This window comes from Vibrio paucivorans, from assembly GCF_054053395.1.
Genome location: NZ_CM133231.1, coordinates 1,158,849 through 1,178,043, shown reverse-complemented (window position 1 = coordinate 1,178,043; position 19,195 = coordinate 1,158,849). Strand labels below are relative to the sequence as shown.

Sequence of the window (19,195 nt, the reverse complement as noted above, 5' to 3'; positions counted from 1 at the left end):
TCCTTATTGTGAGTTTGTTTTGTTTTAATATATGTAACACTTATTGTAACAGCGTGATTTTGTTTCTGACTTACATTTGTAATTTTAATGTGTTTGGCTTTGATATTGATAATTTGGTGTGACTACACACATGGGGTTGTTAGCTATCTTATTGATATTTAGTGCTTGTTGCACATTTCGTGGTCTGATTAGTCATTTCTTATATTGTTCTTCTATATGTTTTAGTTTGATTGATATTGTAATTATTATGTCTGTAAACGTTTACAGTGGCGTGAGTTGGATCACGGCCTGATAGAGCGCTAATCGTTAAGATCCTTTCCAGACGATTAAATGTTAGGTCATACCATGTACACAACGAATACCCGTATCTGGGAAACACCAGAAATCACTTCTTTTAATAGGCTAAATGCCCACACGCCTTTATCTAGTTGGCGTGACGAAGCAAGCGCACTTGCAGACCAGCCGAGTTCTTCAGTCAAGAGCTTAGATGGAGAGTGGGATTTTTCTTTATTTGCATCGCCTGAAGCGGTACCGGAAAACTGGGTAGTGGATGGGTTGTCGGATGCGAAGCCAATTACGGTACCGGGCAACTGGCAGTTACAGGGTTTTGATTACCCAATCTACACCAACGTAAAGTACCCATTCCCATGCAACCCTCCGTTTGTGCCACAAGACAACCCAACCGGTTGCTACCAAACCACATTTGAGCTGCCAGAGCAGTGGCAAACCGAATCTCAAACCCGCATTGTGTTCGATGGCGTGAATAGTGCGTTTTACGTGTGGTGTAATGGCGCATTAGTTGGTTACTCACAAGATAGCCGTTTGGCCGCGGAGTTCGACCTTTCCCCGTACCTGAAAGCGGGTGAAAACACTTTATCGGTGAAAGTGCTGCGCTGGTGTGATGGTAGCTACATGGAAGGCCAAGACATGTGGTGGATGAGCGGTATTTTCCGTTCAGTTCAATTGCTGAATAAGCCTGTTCAACACATTAAAGATGTAAGAGTTACCCCAGAACTGGACGCTGATTACCGTAACGGTGAGCTGCGCATCGATGTTGATACCGCAAACGGTGAAGGGCTAAAGATCAAAACGGCTTTATTTGAAGGCGACAGGCTAGTCGCTAGCCAGACACAAGCAGTTGGTACTGCTCCTGTTGATGAAAAAGGTGGCTACAGTGAGCGCTGCTTTACCACGCTTGAGGTATCGAACCCGAGCAAGTGGAGCGCTGAAGCGCCGAATTTGTACCGCCTAGTGGTCACTCTAATGACAGAAGCGGATGAAGCTCTTGAAAGCGAAGCGTATGACGTAGGCTTTAGAAAGATTGAAGTGCTTAAAGGCCAGTTATGCATTAACGGCAAAGCGTTGATGATCCGTGGTGTGAATAAGCATGAACACGATCCAACAACAGGCCATGCAGAGAGCTTAGCGCGCGTTGAGCAAGATCTTAAGCTGATGAAGCAGCACAACTTCAATGCAGTCCGCTGCTCGCATTACCCTAACCAACCAGGTTTTTACAAACTGTGTGACCGCTTAGGGTTATATGTAGTGGATGAAGCAAACATCGAAACGCACGGTATGACGCCAATGGGGCGTATCGCTGATGACCCACAGTGGGGTAGTGCATTTCTAGAGCGCATGACTCGAATGGTTTCTCGCGATTTTAACCACCCAAGTATCATTATTTGGTCGCTAGGTAATGAATCGGGCTATGGCAGCAACCACGATGCAATGTATCAGTGGACTAAGCGTGTCGACCCATCTCGTGTAGTGCAGTATGAAGGTGGCGGCTCAGATACTGCCGCAACCGACATCATCTGCCCAATGTATGCTCGTACTGATGCAGACCAAGAGCAGGGCCACACTGATGAGCCTAAACTTGCGCTGAAAAAGTGGGTAGGTAAAGGCGACGAAAATCGTCCAATCATTCTATGTGAATACGCTCATGCCATGGGTAACAGCCTAGGAGGCTTTGCTGAATACTGGGATGCATTCCGCGCTCACCCTCGCTTACAAGGCGGCTTTATTTGGGATTGGGTAGACCAAGGGTTAGATAAATACTCAGACGACGGCGTTCACTACTGGGCGTACGGCGGTGACTTCGGTGATGAAATCAATGACCGTCAGTTCTGTATTAACGGATTGGTATTCCCAGATAGAACACCGCATCCAACGCTCTTTGAAGCGAAACGTGCACAGCAGCCATTCGGCATCGAACTGATTTCTTCAACGCCGCTGACAATTAAAGTCACCAGTGAGCACCTGTTTACGGACACACAAGGTCACAGCCTAGATTGGACCGTTATCGATGACCAAGGTCTAGCGCTCACAACCGGTGAACTTAACCTCAACCTGCAACCATCTCAGAGCGCAGTGATTGAGTTAGATGGCGAGTTCGAACTGGCTAACGTCGACAGCTTCCTGAACATAGAAATTCGTCTGCAGCAACAAACAGCTTGGTCCGATGCGGGGCATGTTGTCGCGCAGCAACAGATGACACTAGGCAAGCGACTGGCATTGAGTGATATCTCGAACCAAACATTTGTTCCAGCGACATTTGAGCAAGTTGATAGCGGGCTCGTTGTGCGTGGCGGAGATAACCAATGGTTTATCAATGCGACCACTGGTGAAATCGAAAGCTGGAAGAAAGCCAACCAAGAACTGCTGCTTTCACCGATTCGTGACAACTTCTTCCGAGCGCCACTCGACAATGATATCGGTGTGAGTGAAGTCGACCGTCAAGATCCAAATGCTTGGATGGTTCGTTGGCAAAATGCAGGACTGTTCGATTTACAGCACCGTTGTAAAGGCGTTGAAGTGAATGCGGCGATAGGCGAAGTCAGCGTGAAGCACGCGTATTTCTCTCAAGATAAGTTAGTGCTCACTTTTATCTGGAATTACCGTTTTAACAATAACGGTGAAGCAAGCGTCTCCGTTCAAGTTGATGTTGATGATGCAATGCCACCAATGCCAAGAATTGGCGCGATGCTGCAGTTAGTGGATTGCCCAGATAGTGTTGCTTGGCTTGGCCGTGGTCCACACGAAAACTACCCAGATCGTAAGCTGAGTGCTGATTTTGGTCGCTGGGCTCAAACGATATCGGCCATGCACACGCCGTACATTTTCCCATCGGATAATGGTTTGCGTTGCGATACTCAACAGCTTCAAGTCGGAGAAGTGGAGCTTGAAGGTCACTTCTACTTCAGCGTGAGTCAGTACGGTCAACAGCAGCTTGCTGCGGCGAAACATACTCATGAACTGACGCTTCAAGATGGCTTGTTCGTCTACTTCGATGGCTTCCATATGGGAGTGGGCGGCGACGATTCATGGACGCCAAGCGTACGACCTGAATACCGTTTGGTGCGCAATCAGTACCAATGGAATTTCAAACTTAAATAACAAAATGAGCTCACCTCCAATGAGGGGTGAGCCACTTTCTGTATCCCAATTTCGTTGAACACTAAAGGCTAAGGAGCCTTATATGTCTGAAGGTAGTATATCGATAAAAACGAAGTTTTCTTATGGCCTAGGCGCTTTAGGTAAAGACTTTGCGTGCTCCATTATTTACATCTTTCTCATGTTCTATTACACCGACGTAGTGGGTATTTCGGCCGCTTTCGTAGGTACTTTGTTCCTTGTTGCTCGCTTTGTGGGTGCGGTGACTGACCCAATCATGGGTATGGTGGTGGATAACACTCGCAGCCGCTTTGGTAAGTTCCGCCCATGGATTGTGATTGGTACGCTGATTAACTCTGTGTTCCTGCTGCTTGTTTTCAATACGCACAACATTGAAGGCAATATGGTGTATGTCTATGCGACGGTAACGTACATCCTGTGGGGCGTGACGTACACCATCATGGATATCCCATACTGGTCGATGATTCCATCGATGTCTTCTAAGCGTGTTGAGCGTGAAAAGCTGGTGGTTTGGCCACGACTATTCGCTAGCTGTGCGTGGACCATCATGGGGACATACGGCTTGTATTTAGTTGGCTTCTTCGGTGGTGAAGATAAAGGTTCGGGCTTTATCTACCTGAGTTTAGCGATCATCGTTGCCTTTATTGCTAGTGCGTTAATTACGTTCTTCAACGTGAAAGAGCGCATCAAAAACAAACGCGTGTCTACCGAGAAATTCTCGCTGAAAGACGTCATGGAAATCATCGGCAAGAACGACCAGCTTAAATCTCTGATTGGTGTGGTATTAACGTTCAATATTGCTATTCAGTTAGTCGGTGGCTTTGCGATTTACTACTTCAGCTACGCCATTGGCCGCGAAGACCTATTCCCAATGTTCGCATTGGTGTCGGGTATGGCGGAAATTGCCGGCGTATTCCTATTCCCGAAACTGTGTAACTTAATCAACCGCAAATTCATGTGGCTGGTGGCGTGTGCATTCCCACTACTGTGTAGCTTGATCTTGGCACTAACGGGCATCTTTGCGCCAGAAAACGGCATTTTGGTGGGTATTGCAGGGGCGGCATTGAAGTTTGGCGGTGGTTTATCGAATGGTCTATCGACCGTTATGTTGGCGGATGTTGTGGATTACGGCGAATACAAAACGGGTCATCGCAGTGAAAGCATCATCTTCTCTATTCAAACCATGCTGGTGAAATTTGCTGGCGCATTGTCTGGCTTCTTTGTGGGTATCGGATTGACCGCAGTGGGCTACGTGCCAAATATCGAGCAAAGCGAAGAAACCATATTAGGCCTGCGAGCGCTAATGATCGGTATTCCAACATTATTAGTTCTACTCAGTGCATATATCTATAAGAAAACGTATCGCCTAAACGGTGAATACCAAAATATGGTTTTAAAAGAAATTTCTTCTACATAATTACATCCAATAATAAAGGTCTAAAATGAAATTAAATAATAAGGCATCCTATTTGGCATGTGCAGCGTTAGCATTCTCGTCATCTACCCTTGCGGGATATATCGATTTACGCAACAAAGCCCCTTTGTACCTTTCCAGATTTATTTCAGAATCGGCCTGTGTTGGTAGTTCGTTTCCAAGCATCAAGTGGATTGTAGGGACATCCACACCATGACGTTTAAGCCTTACCGCAAACGTGCGCCTACCGCTTAGAATACTAGGCTGCTCGATACCAGAATCAGCTAACAGACGTTTTATGTGATTATTTAGAGCATTACAGTGATAGGTCGTGTTGCCTTTTTCTGTGACTCTATGTTTGATTTTAAAGTGGTCGCCATTCCTACGTTTAAAGAATGGTTCATCAGCATCAAAAGCATTGTATTGGTCAGGGTGATCACCATCTTTTGGCCGCTTTTCGATATAGCTCTTAATTAGGTTTTGTAGCTTAATGTTGGACAGATAGAAATCTCGCACCACATCACCTTTAACGGCAAAGCTCTTTGTTAACTGTCCGTTCTTCTTAACAATGTCTCGAACTTGGATACGGCTTATCTCTAGTGTTGTCATTCCACTGCCCAAGAAGAATCCAATTAGACAAGCATTAAGTTCTGGTTCTGCTGTCTGTGTAATGACTTTAAAGAGCCAAGATTTTTCCTTGTCCTCGATGAGCGTTGGTAGTGCCATGTATGTAATTTCCTGTTTTACATAAATAAACATACACGCTAACAGTCAAAAAATGACAGTTTTAATCCCTCTTAATATTTTGTTACAACGCAACTAAACCTTCTTTCTTTGAAACTAATACAAGCATTAGACGTTAATAAGAGGCTAATTTTTGGTCAAAAAACATTCAAATTTGAATGGCCTCTCAATTATTTATCTTTATATGCATTTGGATATGCACTCCTATGCTTAAAAAATAAATAAGGAAGCTATCATGACCATTAACGTCACCGTATTCGAAACCTACTTTGTTCATAATTCTGGCAGTATTTCTGACTGGCTGTACGCAAATGAGCGCCACCAAATCCAAGTGGGCGTGAACATTACTAAACAAGTTCAAGTGGATGGGTTTTTCGAAGACGTCCCTCTAACCGATGAGGAAATTGCTTCCATTACTATTGTGGATAAAAACACATTAGAAGTGCCGGAAGGATGGCATTCAGATAGTGAAAAAAATGAGTACTCGATTGGAGTACGCGGGGCAGCGCTTGATATTCCAGCCTCTCGACTCGAAACACATTATCGTTATGTACGTACTAATGAGCCATTGACTAAGGAATTAGTGGCGCGAGTAACGCTATCCGACCCTGACGGCGGGGACATCACCTATCAAACGGGCGACATTCAATTCAATAGCATTCTAACGCTGACACCTCGAGAGCCCTACGTTATCGACAGTAATGAGATGCCTCTAGACGTTCAACAAGTATACAACGAAGTCCCCAATGGCGACGACCCGATTACAGTCGACATTTACCGATGGACATTGCCTGATAATCTCGAAATGTTCGAGGTATCGGTTGAATGTGACAATGTGTGTACCACCGACCACGGTATTGTCTATGGGGTGGATTTATCGGCTGAAGACCAAGACCCACTCAGACAAGTTGGCGCGCTTGAGCCTGGAGATACAAATTTTATTCTCAGTGATTTTTTTCGTTGTGACCCAAACATCCCTAATGATGACGATGTTATTGAAGTACTGAATAATACTTATTCTATCCGAGCATCAGTGGGTGTCATTAACGGCACATGGTGGACTGATTCGCCTTCGCTTGACCAGTGCTTTGTAATGCTGACAGATAATTTTGGCTGTGATTCACGATTCCAAATTGTTGGGCAGGAGAATGCGTCAGTGGCAGAGATCATTAATGCTAATACCAAAGCCAAAGGTCAATTTTGCCGAAACAACACATGCACCCAAACCCACTCTTGCACGCTAGAAACGGTTTAATGTACTCCTCACACAGGCCTTTCTAGGCCTGTATCGTCTCCCCTCTGCTCCATAAGGTATCGCCCATGTATTCTAATGCGTTTAATTTTGCCTCTTTTCTTCAGACCGGTGTCGATCTTAGAACTGGCCAATATTCGGCCTCTTTTCCCTTAGTGTCGCTTCGCTCTTTTCATGAGCAAGGGAGTGAACATACCTTAACTCTGGGGTTTTCGATGATGAACCCTCTTGATGTTGGGTTTGGAATTGGGTGGGGACTGAGTGGGTTAAGCTCCTATACTGACAGCGACATTGCCACTCAACCGACCTTATCCTTATCAACAGGAGAGACCTACCTTGTTGAGCCTTTACCGTCTGAGTCAGGCGAAGTGACACTACGCGATAAAAAACTCAATGATGTGTACGTGTATAAGCAAGATGCAAATACCTTGTTGGTGGCGTACAAAGACGGGACTTTGGAAACCTTAAGCCGATTAGCTTCTGGGGTGCCTTTTCAGCAAACGGTACGGCAGCTTCCTAGTGGTGAACGTTTTACATTTGAGTACGCTCCGCCTATTGGGCAAGTGATGCGACTCGCGAGTATCTTAGACTCTGAAGGGGTTGAGCGTTTGCGACTTGACAGCAGTAATGGGGTGCAGGTCGACACCATTTATACGCGTCAATCAGCGACCACAGAATCGCAGCTTCGTTTGCAGTACATCAATGGCGCACTGACTGAAAGTCGCCGAGTCAGCAGCGAAGACGACAGCATCGTCAATTATACTTATATTGAGCTAGGAGAACAACTGGCACTGGCTTCTGTGACTCACCCTTTAGGTGGTCAAGAGCAACTGGTTTATCAGATAGAAGGGCATCAAGTCGGCTCTTTATCTCAAACTTCCTTCTTGCCTTATGTCATCGAATGGAAGCGTATCCCTGGCGGCACTCAACCGCTCACCACACTGCGCTATACCTATTCAGCTGACACTAACTTTACAGGCTTTCCTTTTAATGGCTCTCCATCTCTAGAGTACGATAATTTGTATGACCAGCCAGGGGAGTACGACTACTAGGCACAGGAAACGCTGTATGACGAAATGGATACGGCGCTGCGGAGCCATCAAGTGGTGTATAACCGCTTTCACTTGATAAGCGAATCCCATCAGACAGAGCAGCAATGCACAATCTCTCAATTGACGACATACAATGAAGTCGAGGGGACAGATTTTTGGGGCCAACCCGCCAATTTACAAGTGCCTAATACATTGGAGACCCGCTACAGCAACGCAGAAGGACTCAGTCGCAGTGAATTAAGGGTACAAAGCAGTGATAACTACGGCAACATTCTTGAAACCACTGAGTCGTCTGGCATCATCACCCGTAATGAATATTACCCTGTCGAAGGAGAAGAAGGGCGTTGTCCACCTGAGCCGTGTGGGGTGTTTGTGTCGTACTTGAAACGCACCACGATAGAGTCCAGCGATGAGACGTCAGAAGAGAGCCTATCAACCGATTATGAATATGCGGCTCTACCGACAGAGCACGATGCTCCCTTCCATAATCAAACGCTGGTTCAGCCGAGTCGACTGCAAAGCAGTGCGGGCCTAGAGCTTCAGATACAGTATCACTCGACGCCAGAGACGGTCCCTCTACATGGCCTCCCTGAATACATGACACGAAGTCAACCGGCCAACGAAGGGGAACGTAAAGAGACGTCTTTACGTTGGGCGTACACGTTAACCGATGAAACCTTAGCGCGCACCGCGACATTGACCGGGTTCGATGGGCTGACACGTCAACAGACCGAAACATTAGCGCGATACAGCCAACAAGTTATGAGCCAGGTGGATGGGCAAGGCGTGAGTCGCCGTTATCAAAGAGATGACCTTGGCCGATTAATTGAAGTCATTGACGCCGCTGACAGCGCGTATGAGCGTCGACTGACGGTAGGGTACGTGACCACTCAAATGCCGGCCATGAAAGTGGTCACAGATGCATGGGGAGTACAAACTCAGATTCATTATGATGGATTCCAGAGAGAGGTGGCCGTACAACGACAAGACGTGGATGAGGAACTCTATGAAGTACAGTCAACTCATTATGACGAACAAGGTCGCCCAAGTGTGGAGGTCCTGTCAGACTATTTAGAAGGGACATTGCTCATCAACCAAACGCAATCGTATCGATATGACGGTTGGGGAGAAGTGTGTGAACGGCACACCGAAGGGCTTGGAACTGAATTTACTGAACACGATAAAGTGAACCGAACAGTGACTCAAGGAAGAAGGGACGAAGCCGGTGAAACCATTGACGTGACCCGGACTGTAATGAACGAATTTGAGGCCCCTGAGCGTATTGAAACATTGAATGATGGTGAGGTGTATCAATCGGTCAGCATTGCCTACACTCCGATGGGGAAAGCGTCATCGGTGACGTCTCCAGAAGGCGAACAACTCCGTATTGCGTCGCGAGACACGTTTGATCGTCCGCAGGAGATACAACATTTTGATGGCAGTGTGTACACGTTCACTCATTCAGACTTGAACGTATCGTCAGACAGTCTTTGGCAGCTGGCCATTGATGGCCTTAGCATGGGACTTCGCACGGTAGATGGGTTAGAGCGGGTGATAGAGGTGAGTCAGTTTGGGAGTACTCATCAACGAGAGTATGACACCACATCGGGGCCTATTCCATCGGCTATCCAAAATGGTTGTGGGCAACGCATTCAAATCAACAGCATTCCAGAGTTGCAGGCCATTGAGCAGCTGTTCTCTGAACACCACAGTGCGCCAATCCTCACCCGAGACTACGCAGATACCAATGCCACCGAAGCGCCAGGGACCTTGATGCATTCGTCTGGCACAGGAGGAGAAACGTACTACGCGTATTACCCAGATGGGCACCTCGCCACAGAGACTCACATCGTCGATGAGGATGAGCGAGACGGCCAACTCTTTACCACCTTAAATGGCTTGGTGCATGAGCATCATTGGGCATCAAGAGTGGCCACTTGGCAGTACAATGCCCTCGGTCAAATCTCTGCAATGGAAGATGGGGGGCACCGCTGTGTTTATCACTACGATGCGTTCGGTCGAGTCATTCAAATCAGCATTGATGAGAGTGGCGAGGCCGTGAGTGAGACGTATATTGAGTACGACGCGCACTCTCGAGAAGTGATGAGGCGTATTGAAACGAAGGAGGGGGAGTGGCGTCAAAGTGGCCAGTATGATGTGATGAATCGGCTGATTGAGCGGACGACCCTCTTACCGGCTTCGCAAGGGCAGCTGGATGAGCAGTTTGAGTACGATGCCATGGGGCGACTGGTTGCTTACCACGTACTGCCGAGCTCCTCTTCTTCACTGTGGCCTGTGAATGAATACCATCGAGCCTTTGTGGGTCAATACTACACGTACAGTGCCCAGTACAATCTGTTAAGTCTTCGTACTCAGTTTGATAATGGCGACGAAGATGTGGCGACTTGGGAGTACGACCCCCAAACTCAGAAAGCGGTACGTATTACTCACAGCCTGACGGAAGGGGAAAATGCTTACCCTGCCGTGATTACGCTGGGGTATGACGAGGACGGCAATCTAACCTTGGTCGAAGAAGAGGGAGTGGCCGTGATGAATGCCACCTACACTGAGCTGAATCAGCTGGCCAGTCTCAATGGCGTGGACTATCGCTACGATGGACAGCATCAAGCGGTGAAGGTAGGAGAGGCCACTCGATACTATCGCCAAGGACAATGGATTGAAGAGAGTACCCCAGACAGTGAGACGCATTTTATGGCAGGATTGGATGGGGTGACGGCGGTTGAAAAAGCGGGAGAGAGTACGCGTCTGATGAAAGATGCGAGAGGGTCTGCGGTGATGGCGCAGTCGGATGAAGACGAGACGCGCTACTTTAATTATGCCCCGTTCGGTACTGCAGATCACGGCAATGTGCGAGTCGGGTTTAATGGCGAAGTGTCTGAGCACCATTGGGATGGGTATTTATTGGGACAGGGAGTGCGTTTATACACGCCGGCTTTCCCTCGGTTTGGGGTCAGGGATCCGCTGGCTCTATTTGGAGGGGGCGGGATCAATGCGTATGCGTACTGCAGTGGTGATCCAATTAACTTTGCCGACCCAAGTGGTTACATGGACATCGGTGCGATTTTTGGGAATGTCGTGGGTATTATTGGGGCGGCTGTGGGGATAGCATTGGCCATCCCGACAGGAGGCGCTTCTTTAACTGTGGCCGCAGCGGCTGCGATTGCGTTGGGAACGGCGGAAATCTCTGCCAGCGCGGTGAGTATCGGCTTAGAGATAGCGGGGAATGAAGAGGGGGCTGATATCGCGGGGTATGTCGCCGGAGGTCTGGGTATTGCGTCGGGTTTGGCGGGGGGGGGGGGTTCTAACGTTGCGAGGAAAGCCGATGGGTTGGGGGGCAATTGGATGATTAGTCATAGAGGCCAACCTAGCGAAGACTTTGGCCTATCACCATCAGTTAAAAGTGATAAAAAAATACTCAGCAAATTGCCAGCTGATGTAAAAAACCACGGAGGAAGTATTTATAAAGTCAAAAATGTTGGTTTTGACTATTTTATTGATTATCCTAAAAACATAAAAGGCAAGCGACTCAATATAATAGGACATTCAACCAATTACAGTAATAATATCTTCTGGATGGCGGATGAGGCAGACTCTGTTGACAACCTCTTCGAACTTATTAAACAGTCGTCAATAAAATTTGATTCAATTAGGTATATTGCGTGTTTTACTGGAATGAATGGAATAGCAGAGAGAACTGTAAAAGCCTTCAACGTCCCTGTAAAAGCTCATATGGATGAGATAATTACATTCGACAAACCATTAGGCTCTAGTTGGCTAACAAGACATAGTCATAACGATACTCAAAAGCTGTCTCTAATCTCTATAAGTAAAGATCAAAAAAGTTTTTGGAAATGGTTTGGAATATAATTTATTGACCTAGAGCTGTGAGATTTCATGGATGAGAAAATCAAGTGTACAGTAGGGTAGTTCAATCTCTACTATCACAATGGTTAAATGGTGGTTATCGCTCCCTCGATTGTCCAAAATGACTACTCTTTCCTGAGATTAATTTGATTTCATCACAATCATAATAAATGGTCTACCTCATAGGCTTGGCTTTGTTGCTTAATTAAGAGAGAATGTATGACTGCCCCCATGTTGATTAATACTTAAAACAATACACTGAGTTTCAGGCATACCTAACCCTGTAAGCTTATTCAGTGTTTTGATCATAGCGTACGTCTCACCAACTTGAGCATTGTAATTTCTTAGGCTTAATTTCCCACCTAGCAACTGTTTCACTCGATACATGGCTGTCTCTGATAGCGAGCGCTTGTGATAACCATACCGCTTTTTCCAATTCTTGTTGGAGCCGTAGAGCTTCTGACATCCTACAGCTAGATTACGAGGGTGTCCTCGCTCCCAAAAGGCAGCTCCTTCTCGTGGCGGGATAAGCGGAATCGCTCGTTTGAACCGTATGACATCATGGCAATTCCGTGTGTCATAAGCGCCATCACCTGATATCTCAATGATTTTACGGTGTGTCTGCATGAGTAAATTGGGAAGCACTTCGGCATCGGTTACGTTAGATAAGCTCAGCTCTGCTGCAACTATTTCGTGGGTGCTGGTATCTACTGCGATATGCAGCTTACGCCATACTCTGCGTTTCCCATCAGTACCATGTTTCTTGACCTTCCATTCACCTTCACCGTAAACCTTGAGGCCAGTGGCATCAATGGCGAGGTGTTGTATCGTACCTCTGGTTTTGGTTTTAAATGAAACCCCAACTTCCTTGGCTCGGCGGCTTATACAGGTGTAGTGCGGACAAACTAGCGGGATGTTAGCAAGCTTAAATACTGAGTCTAGAAAACCTTGCAGCGCTCTCAATGGCATAGAGAAAACGCGTTTCACCATCAGTGCAGTAGTAATGGCTAAGTCGCTAAATCGGCGAGGTCTACCACGCTTACCTTGTTTGTTTTGCTTCCACTCGGCAATCGCTTCCTCATCAATCCAAAAGGTCAGAGAACCACGGTTGTTCAAGGCTTTATTGTACTGCTTCCAGTTAGTTGTTTTGTAACGAGGTTTAGGCATGAGACTACAGAGTTGAATGAATGTAGTCGATCAGATCGTAAGCTTTGAATTTAGTTGCATCGATTTACGCAACAAAGCCAATTTGAGACGCAAGATACGTAGATCGAAATATCCGGATCGATCATGGCGGTAGGATATCGCCGTCTAGAGGTAGGAATCCCCCCTGCTTTAGCGGGGGGAAGATGTCAAACCAAGCTCTTCATTACTCACTCGAAGGGAGGAGCAATGATCAATGGTTTATTCCATATGACAAACAAGTAGACCCTCAACAGCAGGATAGCCCGTGAGACCAGTAGATAAATCACCGACATAAAGCTCTTCTTGATAAAGAGATAATTTTTTCCCAAACTCCCCAGTTATAGGACCTGGCGGAATAGATTGAAAAGGCCAACCATGATTATTCACATTATCTCCAGCTTCAGAGAGTGAGGCATAAGCGATATTCCCTCTATATTGAGTAAGCAATACCCCTGCCCAATAGTTACAATACTTCGTTGCTTCTAATATATCTGAATGGGCATACGCTATTCCTGTATCCTCATCGGTAATAAATGTAAACTTCTCCAAATCAAGCTCTGCGCCACCTGCAATAGCCTCATAAATTTCTTGTTCTGTTGCTGGTATTGAAATTTTGTAGGGCTGCATTCCTGGAACTCTAGGAGTAATATCAATGTATGTTGGCTCTTTTGGAGCTTCGATAGTTTCAGATGCATTGATAGACAGTGATGTCATTAATGAAATTGAGAGAACAGATAATGATTTTTTTAACATAATAATACTTTTTCCTTTTAAAATACTAAGCTTGTTATCTTACCTACTGATAAGATAAGTCACCTCATTACTGAAAAAACCAATTACTTACCAAAACAAAATCCAAATAAACCATATCGATATCGAGCAGGTTGAAAATTAGATTTTATTTAATTTCAAAATCAAACCCTTATAATAATCATCAGGCATTTTATGATTAATAAGCCCAAAAACAAATACGTCTTTTACATTATTTTCCAAAGTCCCTTCCATTAAGACAGTAAAAGTATCAGGTTCTTCAAGCATGTCATCAAAGTCTATTTTTTGTATTAAATCAAAGCTATTTAATTCATATATACACAACTGAGGAGCACCTTCATTCCCCATAAGTAGATAATTATCATGTATTACTGACATACACGTTGTTTTGTGTAAGCTTGTAGTTTCGGTTGCTACTCTCTCTACTTTTAAAGTATCTCGATTAATCAATATAGGGTATGAAGAATCAAATCCAGAATCTGCTAGTACAACGTAATAATTGTTCCAAAATGATATATGGGTAAACATTGTAGGTTTATCGTTACTGAGTATGTAAGACTCCTCTTGTATAACGTTCATATCTAAATCCAATTTAGATAAATACCCTTTATTATTTTTAGTTCCGATTAAAACGATCTCATCATTATCTAATATTAAGTCTGAAAACTCATATTCTAAACCCAATGCTTTTTCTTCGTATTCCGATAAATTTAATGTATTGATTTTTAACAATGAATGTCTACTAGTCAAAGCATAAAAGAATCCATTAAATTCGATTACCTTAAAGTTAAAAAAACCAATATCTCCAACATCTACATAATGAAAGTTATCAACTATATTATAATCTTTATCATATACTAAAATGGCAGGTATTGTGTGTGAACTTTGAACACCTCCAAATAAATAATAAAGGTTATTGTATTCTATCATTTCTAAAGAAAACCCTAACTCAGTGTTAATAGAGTTAATTTCATTCATTATGTTTAAATTAGAATCTAATGCTAATATTTTAGCTTTAGGCGCTCCTAAATCCGAAGAAACATCTGCAGAAGTGCCTGTTGTCAATATTTCATTTTCAGATATCAATAACCCTGCTGCATTGTGGTAGTAAATATTACTAGAATTTGGTTGATACGCTATTTTTTCTATCTTGAACATAATTTACCCATCATCTTATGATATGTGTATTAATAATAACAAGACTCACTTTATTTGAACTTGGTTCTAGGTTGTGTCAATTAAATGACAAACTTATGTCTTGGATTTATTTTTTAGCGTATACTCAAGAAAAAAATAATTTAAACTTGACTATCTCCTCCTCCTCAATTACAAGGGGAAAGGTCAGGGCCAACCTAAATAAAGAACGGTGCTTTAGTCATAACAGCGAACATTACGTTCATTGCGATTTAAATAAAGAGTACTACTGAGCTTATTGAAACGTCAGTAATCTACAAGTTTTGCGAGGGTTTAAAGGTAAGGAAACTCAAAGTTTCTTTACCTTTGAAAGAGCGAGCTAAATCGAAGGTAATTCAATCAGTTGTGATTGGTTTGTGGTACTTATGTGTCTAAGTGGGGTGGGTGGTGTTGCGGGAATGTTGTCATGGTCAAGTTTGCTCAAATTTCAGATAAACTTATCCACAGGAAGGAGCTAAGCTGACCTCAATTGGCCTTCCAAAACCGTCTGTCTTATCAATTCTTCGCGGCTTTCTCCCGCTCTAAAACTGACAAACTCTAACCTGTCTCTGCAGAATAGGCATTCGTACGGATCAACCTTAGCGTATTTCTTTAGCATGCTGGCATAGCAAGGCAACGCTGGCGCGTCCTTGCTTTCCATCTCTAACGCATCGTAGACTTTTGGCAGCATTTCACCACGGCGACGATTCGACAGAAAACCGTAGTAGCGGAGCATCTTAAAGTGCTTATCGGGGATATGTTCGATGAGCCGGCAAATCAAATCCTCAGCGGCTAAAGTCAGCATTTCCTTTTCCCCAGTACGATGGTTAAGGTATTCAAACGTCAGCTGACCGCCTTTGCTGTAGTGGTGCAAGCGAGAGCCTGAAATTGGAGGCCGCTTCAAATAACGACCTAGGTAATTGACCGTCTTATGCTGTTGGTCCGTTTTCTTACCAAAATGCAGTTTCCAACGACGATGATATTGGCTACGTAGAAAGGCGATCCAATCCTTTTCATGACGTATAAACGGGCAATCAGCTGCACTTAAATCAAGCTCTGAGTAATGCGCGCTTAAGAGCTGCGTGATCGCAGCTCGCCAACATGCTTCGGTCACTTTGGCTTTGAAATAGATGGGCTTCCACAGTCCTGTTCGTTGACAAGTTCCTCCCCGTGTCGCTGAAGCGTGAACATGGCAATTCCAATTGAGCTTACGGCCGTAGGTATGAAGCGCACAAAAAACGCCTATTTCTAAGCCTTGCCGTTTCGCCCAAGTCGTTAAAATGTCGGCTGCGAATTTGAATAATCGATTAAGCAACCAGCGATTATGACGAAAGATAGGCCAGAGAGTACTCGGCATGGTGAAGGTGATGTGTTGCCACTCGCAGTCAGGCAGCACATGCTGTTGTTGGCGTATCCACCTTTCGGTGGATTTGACGCCACAACTGCTGCAAGCACGAGACTTACAGGTTTGATTGAGGTTTTTGGTGTAGGTACAGCCAGAATTTTTGCACTTATAGAGCCGTGACCCCATGCTCGATGAGCCACAAGCCATCATTCGGGTGACGTTATCGACAACGACCTCTCTGATTTCAGAGATGTGTTTACTGAGATAGATGGCCCAGGTGCCATTTCGAGAGAAAAGTTGTCTGAGTGATCGCAAGCGCATGACCACTAGGGTTGTGAAGGTTAAGTCTCTTTGCTTTCGAGCGGAGCTCGCTCAGGCGGCTATGCCGCCGCTTGTTAAACTTATTTTCTTCTCTTGCTATGGTGTTCATGAACCAATATCGGAATATTAAAGTGCTGATTTTAGGATCTCGTAAGCCGCCTGAATTCGTTCGTTATTCGGATAATACTTGTTAGCAAGGATCACAATACCTAATTTCTTTGAAGGAACATAAGCAATGTACCCACCGAATCCGTTTGTCGAACCCGTCTTATTCACCCAAGCATCGTTCATTACCTTGTTTTCAAAGTCGCTTCTTGAGATAGGTTTAGAATTTACGATGATCTCGGTAGAGTTACCTTCAAGCAGTGTATCGAGCGTGAATGGGGAAGGGTACATTTCCCATCCAAGACCTTGAGTCAATGAACCTACACGGTAATAACCTTTTCGGGTCTCATCGAGCGCTTTTTGCATAATAGGATCAATGTCTGCCAAGCCCATATTGGCCAGAATAAACTGAGCAAGATCTGCGGCTGTTGATTTCACGCCATAAGCTTCAGAGTCCAGCATGCCTGGATTGACGTGAATGGCTTCGTTTTTGACGTTATACCCATAGGCATAATCAGCCATTTTATCCTTCGGCACATCAATATAAGAGTGGGTCATATGAAGAGAAGGGAAGATTTTTTCTTCTGCTAATTTTGAATATTGACCGTTTAAGCTCATCGCTGCGATATATCCTGATAACCCAATACTGACGTTTGAATAGAGTCGATGGCTCTTAGATGAAAATTCAGGCTTCCAATTCTTATAGTAACGGATCATTTCTTCATAGTGAGTGACATCACTTGGAAACTGAAGAGGTAGTCCTCCGGCTGCGTAAGTCGCTATTGTCTCAATGTCAGTCTGACCAATGGCGGAGCCTTGCAGCTCTGGTATGTATTTCTCAATTTTATCATTAAGAGAAAGTGCATCAGTTTGTATCGCGTAGCTCAACATGGTTGATGAGAGAGTTTTACTGATTGACCCTATTTCAAAAAGAGTGCTTTGAGTGACAGGCGATTTCTTCTCGATATTGGCATACCCATAGTGATAGAGCTGGGCTTTTCCATCAATAATAACAGCAAACGATATGCCGGGAATGTTGTATTTCTCCATGAGTGTATGGGCTTGCTTATCCACTTTACCCTTTAACGTTTCCTTCGCGTAACCGTTAATAGATAAAGTCGCAAAAGAAAGAAGAGCAACAGACTTGAGAGAGTATTTCATAGCAGTCCTTTTGTGTGGTTGTTCGACCGACCATTCTTAGAATTTGAGCTGTATCAGGGCTTTGTTGCGTAAATCGATGCAACTAAATTCAAAGCTTACGATCTGATCGACTACATTCATTCAACTCTGTAGTCTCATGCCTAAACCTCGTTACAAAACAACTAACTGGAAGCAGTACAATAAAGCCTTGAACAACCGTGGTTCTCTGACCTTTTGGATTGATGAGGAAGCGATTGCCGAGTGGAAGCAAAACAAACAAGGTAAGCGTGGTAGACCTCGCCGATTTAGCGACTTAGCCATTACTACTGCACTGATGGTGAAACGCGTTTTCTCTATGCCATTGAGAGCGCTGCAAGGTTTTCTAGACTCAGTATTTAAGCTTGCTAACATCCCGCTAGTTTGTCCGCACTACACCTGTATAAGCCGCCGAGCCAAGGAAGTTGAGGTTTCATTTAAAACCAAAACCAGAGGTACGATACAACACCTCGCCATTGATGCCACTGGCCTCAAGGTTTACGGTGAAGGTGAATGGAAGGTCAAGAAACATGGTACTGATGGGAAACGCAGAGTATGGCGTAAGCTGCATATCGCAGTAGATACCAGCACCCACGAAATAGTTGCAGCAGAGCTGAGTTTATCTAACGTAACCGATGCCGAAGTGCTTCCCAATTTACTCATGCAGACACACCGTAAAATCATTGAGATATCAGGTGATGGCGCTTATGACACACGGAATTGCCATGATGTCATACGGTTCAAACGAGCGATTCCGCTTATCCCGCCACGAGAAGGAGCTGCCTTTTGGGAGCGAGGACACCCTCGTAATCTAGCTGTAGGATGTCAGAAGCTCTACGGCTCCAACAAGAATTGGAAAAAGCGGTATGGTTATCACAAGCGCTCGCTATCAGAGACAGCCATGTATCGAGTGAAACAGTTGCTAGGTGGGAAATTAAGCCTAAGAAATTACAATGCTCAAGTTGGTGAGACGTACGCTATGATCAAAACACTGAATAAGCTTACAGGGTTAGGTATACCTGAAACTCAGTGTATTGTTTAAGTATTAATCAACATGGGGGCAGTCATACATTCTCTCTTAATTAAGCAACAAAGCCTTTGTGCGTTACACCTTCTACCGCAACGCAGACAGTGTGGGTTACGGTGAAAAAGATGAGTTACGAATCCGTGCTGGTTTATGGGGCGATTATAAATTAGATGATAAGTCTAAAATTGTATTCGAAACGTATTATCAAACCGAAGATAAAGAAAACTTTGAGCAAGACTGGAACCAGCAAACTTGGACCGATGATTATTTCTTCGTCAAGCTTGGCTACCGCCTATCGTTCTAATTTTATTTAAATACAGTTCGAGTTCTT

The 19,195-nt window shown here is 44.7% G+C and carries 13 protein-coding genes; 7 read left to right on the top strand and 6 right to left on the bottom strand.

Going from position 1 to position 19,195, the window contains the following annotated elements:
- The first annotated feature begins 345 nt into the window (after nt 1-345).
- Nucleotides 346-3,396 (top strand): beta-galactosidase, encoded by a 3,051-nt coding sequence (locus ACXABW_RS20660; RefSeq protein WP_457525357.1) that lies wholly within the window; start codon nt 346-348, stop codon nt 3,394-3,396.
- 82 nt (nt 3,397-3,478) lie between these two features.
- Nucleotides 3,479-4,831, top strand: a complete 1,353-nt coding sequence (melB, locus tag ACXABW_RS20655; protein WP_457525356.1) for a melibiose:sodium transporter MelB — start codon at nt 3,479-3,481, stop codon at nt 4,829-4,831.
- Between the two features lie 48 nt (nt 4,832-4,879).
- Here the strand turns inward: melB and ACXABW_RS20650 are convergent, their stop codons facing one another.
- Nucleotides 4,880-5,554 (bottom strand): tyrosine-type recombinase/integrase, encoded by a 675-nt coding sequence (locus ACXABW_RS20650; RefSeq protein ID WP_457525355.1) that lies wholly within the window; start codon nt 5,552-5,554, stop codon nt 4,880-4,882.
- A 253-nt stretch (nt 5,555-5,807) separates the two neighbouring features.
- On the opposite strand from ACXABW_RS20650, the gene ACXABW_RS20645 reads away from it, so the two are divergent.
- From ACXABW_RS20645 to ACXABW_RS20635, 3 genes are all read left to right on the top strand, one after another.
- Nucleotides 5,808-6,827, top strand: coding sequence for a hypothetical protein (locus ACXABW_RS20645; protein WP_457525354.1), 1,020 nt, complete (start codon nt 5,808-5,810; stop codon nt 6,825-6,827).
- 65 nt (nt 6,828-6,892) lie between these two features.
- Nucleotides 6,893-7,876, top strand: coding sequence for a hypothetical protein (locus ACXABW_RS20640; protein WP_457525353.1), 984 nt, complete (start codon nt 6,893-6,895; stop codon nt 7,874-7,876).
- Between the two features lie 24 nt (nt 7,877-7,900).
- The gene (locus tag ACXABW_RS20635; protein WP_457525351.1) at nt 7,901-11,764 is read left to right on the top strand and encodes an RHS repeat domain-containing protein; all 3,864 of its coding nucleotides are present in this window, start codon (nt 7,901-7,903) and stop codon (nt 11,762-11,764) included.
- A 198-nt stretch (nt 11,765-11,962) separates the two neighbouring features.
- On the opposite strand, the gene ACXABW_RS20630 is transcribed toward ACXABW_RS20635, so the two are convergent.
- From ACXABW_RS20630 to ampC, 5 genes are all read right to left on the bottom strand, one after another.
- Entirely contained in the window at nt 11,963-12,928 is a 966-nt protein-coding gene (locus tag ACXABW_RS20630; RefSeq protein ID WP_457525350.1) for an IS5 family transposase, read from the bottom strand.
- 237 nt (nt 12,929-13,165) lie between these two features.
- The gene (locus ACXABW_RS20625; RefSeq protein WP_457525349.1) at nt 13,166-13,699 is read right to left on the bottom strand and encodes a hypothetical protein; all 534 of its coding nucleotides are present in this window, start codon (nt 13,697-13,699) and stop codon (nt 13,166-13,168) included.
- Nucleotides 13,700-13,837: 138 nt separating this feature from the next.
- A complete protein-coding gene (locus tag ACXABW_RS20620; RefSeq protein WP_457525347.1) occupies nt 13,838-14,875 on the bottom strand; it encodes a hypothetical protein in 1,038 nt (345 codons plus the stop codon).
- A 490-nt stretch (nt 14,876-15,365) separates the two neighbouring features.
- Nucleotides 15,366-16,556: an IS91 family transposase gene (locus ACXABW_RS20615; protein ID WP_457525345.1), complete on the bottom strand. Its 1,191-nt coding sequence runs from the start codon at nt 16,554-16,556 to the stop codon at nt 15,366-15,368.
- A 126-nt stretch (nt 16,557-16,682) separates the two neighbouring features.
- Complete coding sequence (ampC, locus tag ACXABW_RS20610) at nt 16,683-17,822, bottom strand: class C beta-lactamase (RefSeq protein ID WP_457525344.1); 1,140 nt, start codon at nt 17,820-17,822, stop codon at nt 16,683-16,685.
- A 136-nt stretch (nt 17,823-17,958) separates the two neighbouring features.
- Here ampC and ACXABW_RS20605 point away from each other — a divergent pair, with 136 nt between their 5' ends.
- Both ACXABW_RS20605 and ACXABW_RS20600 read left to right on the top strand, forming a co-directional pair.
- Complete coding sequence (locus ACXABW_RS20605; protein ID WP_457525343.1) at nt 17,959-18,879, top strand: IS5 family transposase; 921 nt, start codon at nt 17,959-17,961, stop codon at nt 18,877-18,879.
- Between the two features lie 58 nt (nt 18,880-18,937).
- Complete coding sequence (locus ACXABW_RS20600) at nt 18,938-19,168, top strand: hypothetical protein (RefSeq protein ID WP_457525341.1); 231 nt, start codon at nt 18,938-18,940, stop codon at nt 19,166-19,168.
- The last annotated feature ends 27 nt before the right edge of the window (nt 19,169-19,195 follow it).

Excerpts from the sequence above, each read along its gene's own strand:
- ampC (WP_457525344.1), bottom strand. The coding sequence starts at position 17,822 with ATGAAATACTCTCTCAAGTCTGTTGCTCTTCTTTCTTTTGCGACTTTA.
- ACXABW_RS20625 (WP_457525349.1), bottom strand. The coding sequence starts at position 13,699 with ATGTTAAAAAAATCATTATCTGTTCTCTCAATTTCATTAATGACATCA.
- ACXABW_RS20615 (WP_457525345.1), bottom strand. The coding sequence starts at position 16,556 with ATGCGCTTGCGATCACTCAGACAACTTTTCTCTCGAAATGGCACCTGG.
- ACXABW_RS20605 (WP_457525343.1), top strand. The coding sequence starts at position 17,959 with ATGCCTAAACCTCGTTACAAAACAACTAACTGGAAGCAGTACAATAAA.
- ACXABW_RS20645 (WP_457525354.1), top strand. The coding sequence starts at position 5,808 with ATGACCATTAACGTCACCGTATTCGAAACCTACTTTGTTCATAATTCT.
- ACXABW_RS20630 (WP_457525350.1), bottom strand. The coding sequence starts at position 12,928 with ATGCCTAAACCTCGTTACAAAACAACTAACTGGAAGCAGTACAATAAA.
- ACXABW_RS20620 (WP_457525347.1), bottom strand. The coding sequence starts at position 14,875 with ATGTTCAAGATAGAAAAAATAGCGTATCAACCAAATTCTAGTAATATT.
- ACXABW_RS20640 (WP_457525353.1), top strand. The coding sequence starts at position 6,893 with ATGTATTCTAATGCGTTTAATTTTGCCTCTTTTCTTCAGACCGGTGTC.
- ACXABW_RS20650 (WP_457525355.1), bottom strand. The coding sequence starts at position 5,554 with ATGGCACTACCAACGCTCATCGAGGACAAGGAAAAATCTTGGCTCTTT.
- melB (WP_457525356.1), top strand. The coding sequence starts at position 3,479 with ATGTCTGAAGGTAGTATATCGATAAAAACGAAGTTTTCTTATGGCCTA.
- ACXABW_RS20635 (WP_457525351.1), top strand. The coding sequence starts at position 7,901 with ATGGATACGGCGCTGCGGAGCCATCAAGTGGTGTATAACCGCTTTCAC.
- ACXABW_RS20660 (WP_457525357.1), top strand. The coding sequence starts at position 346 with ATGTACACAACGAATACCCGTATCTGGGAAACACCAGAAATCACTTCT.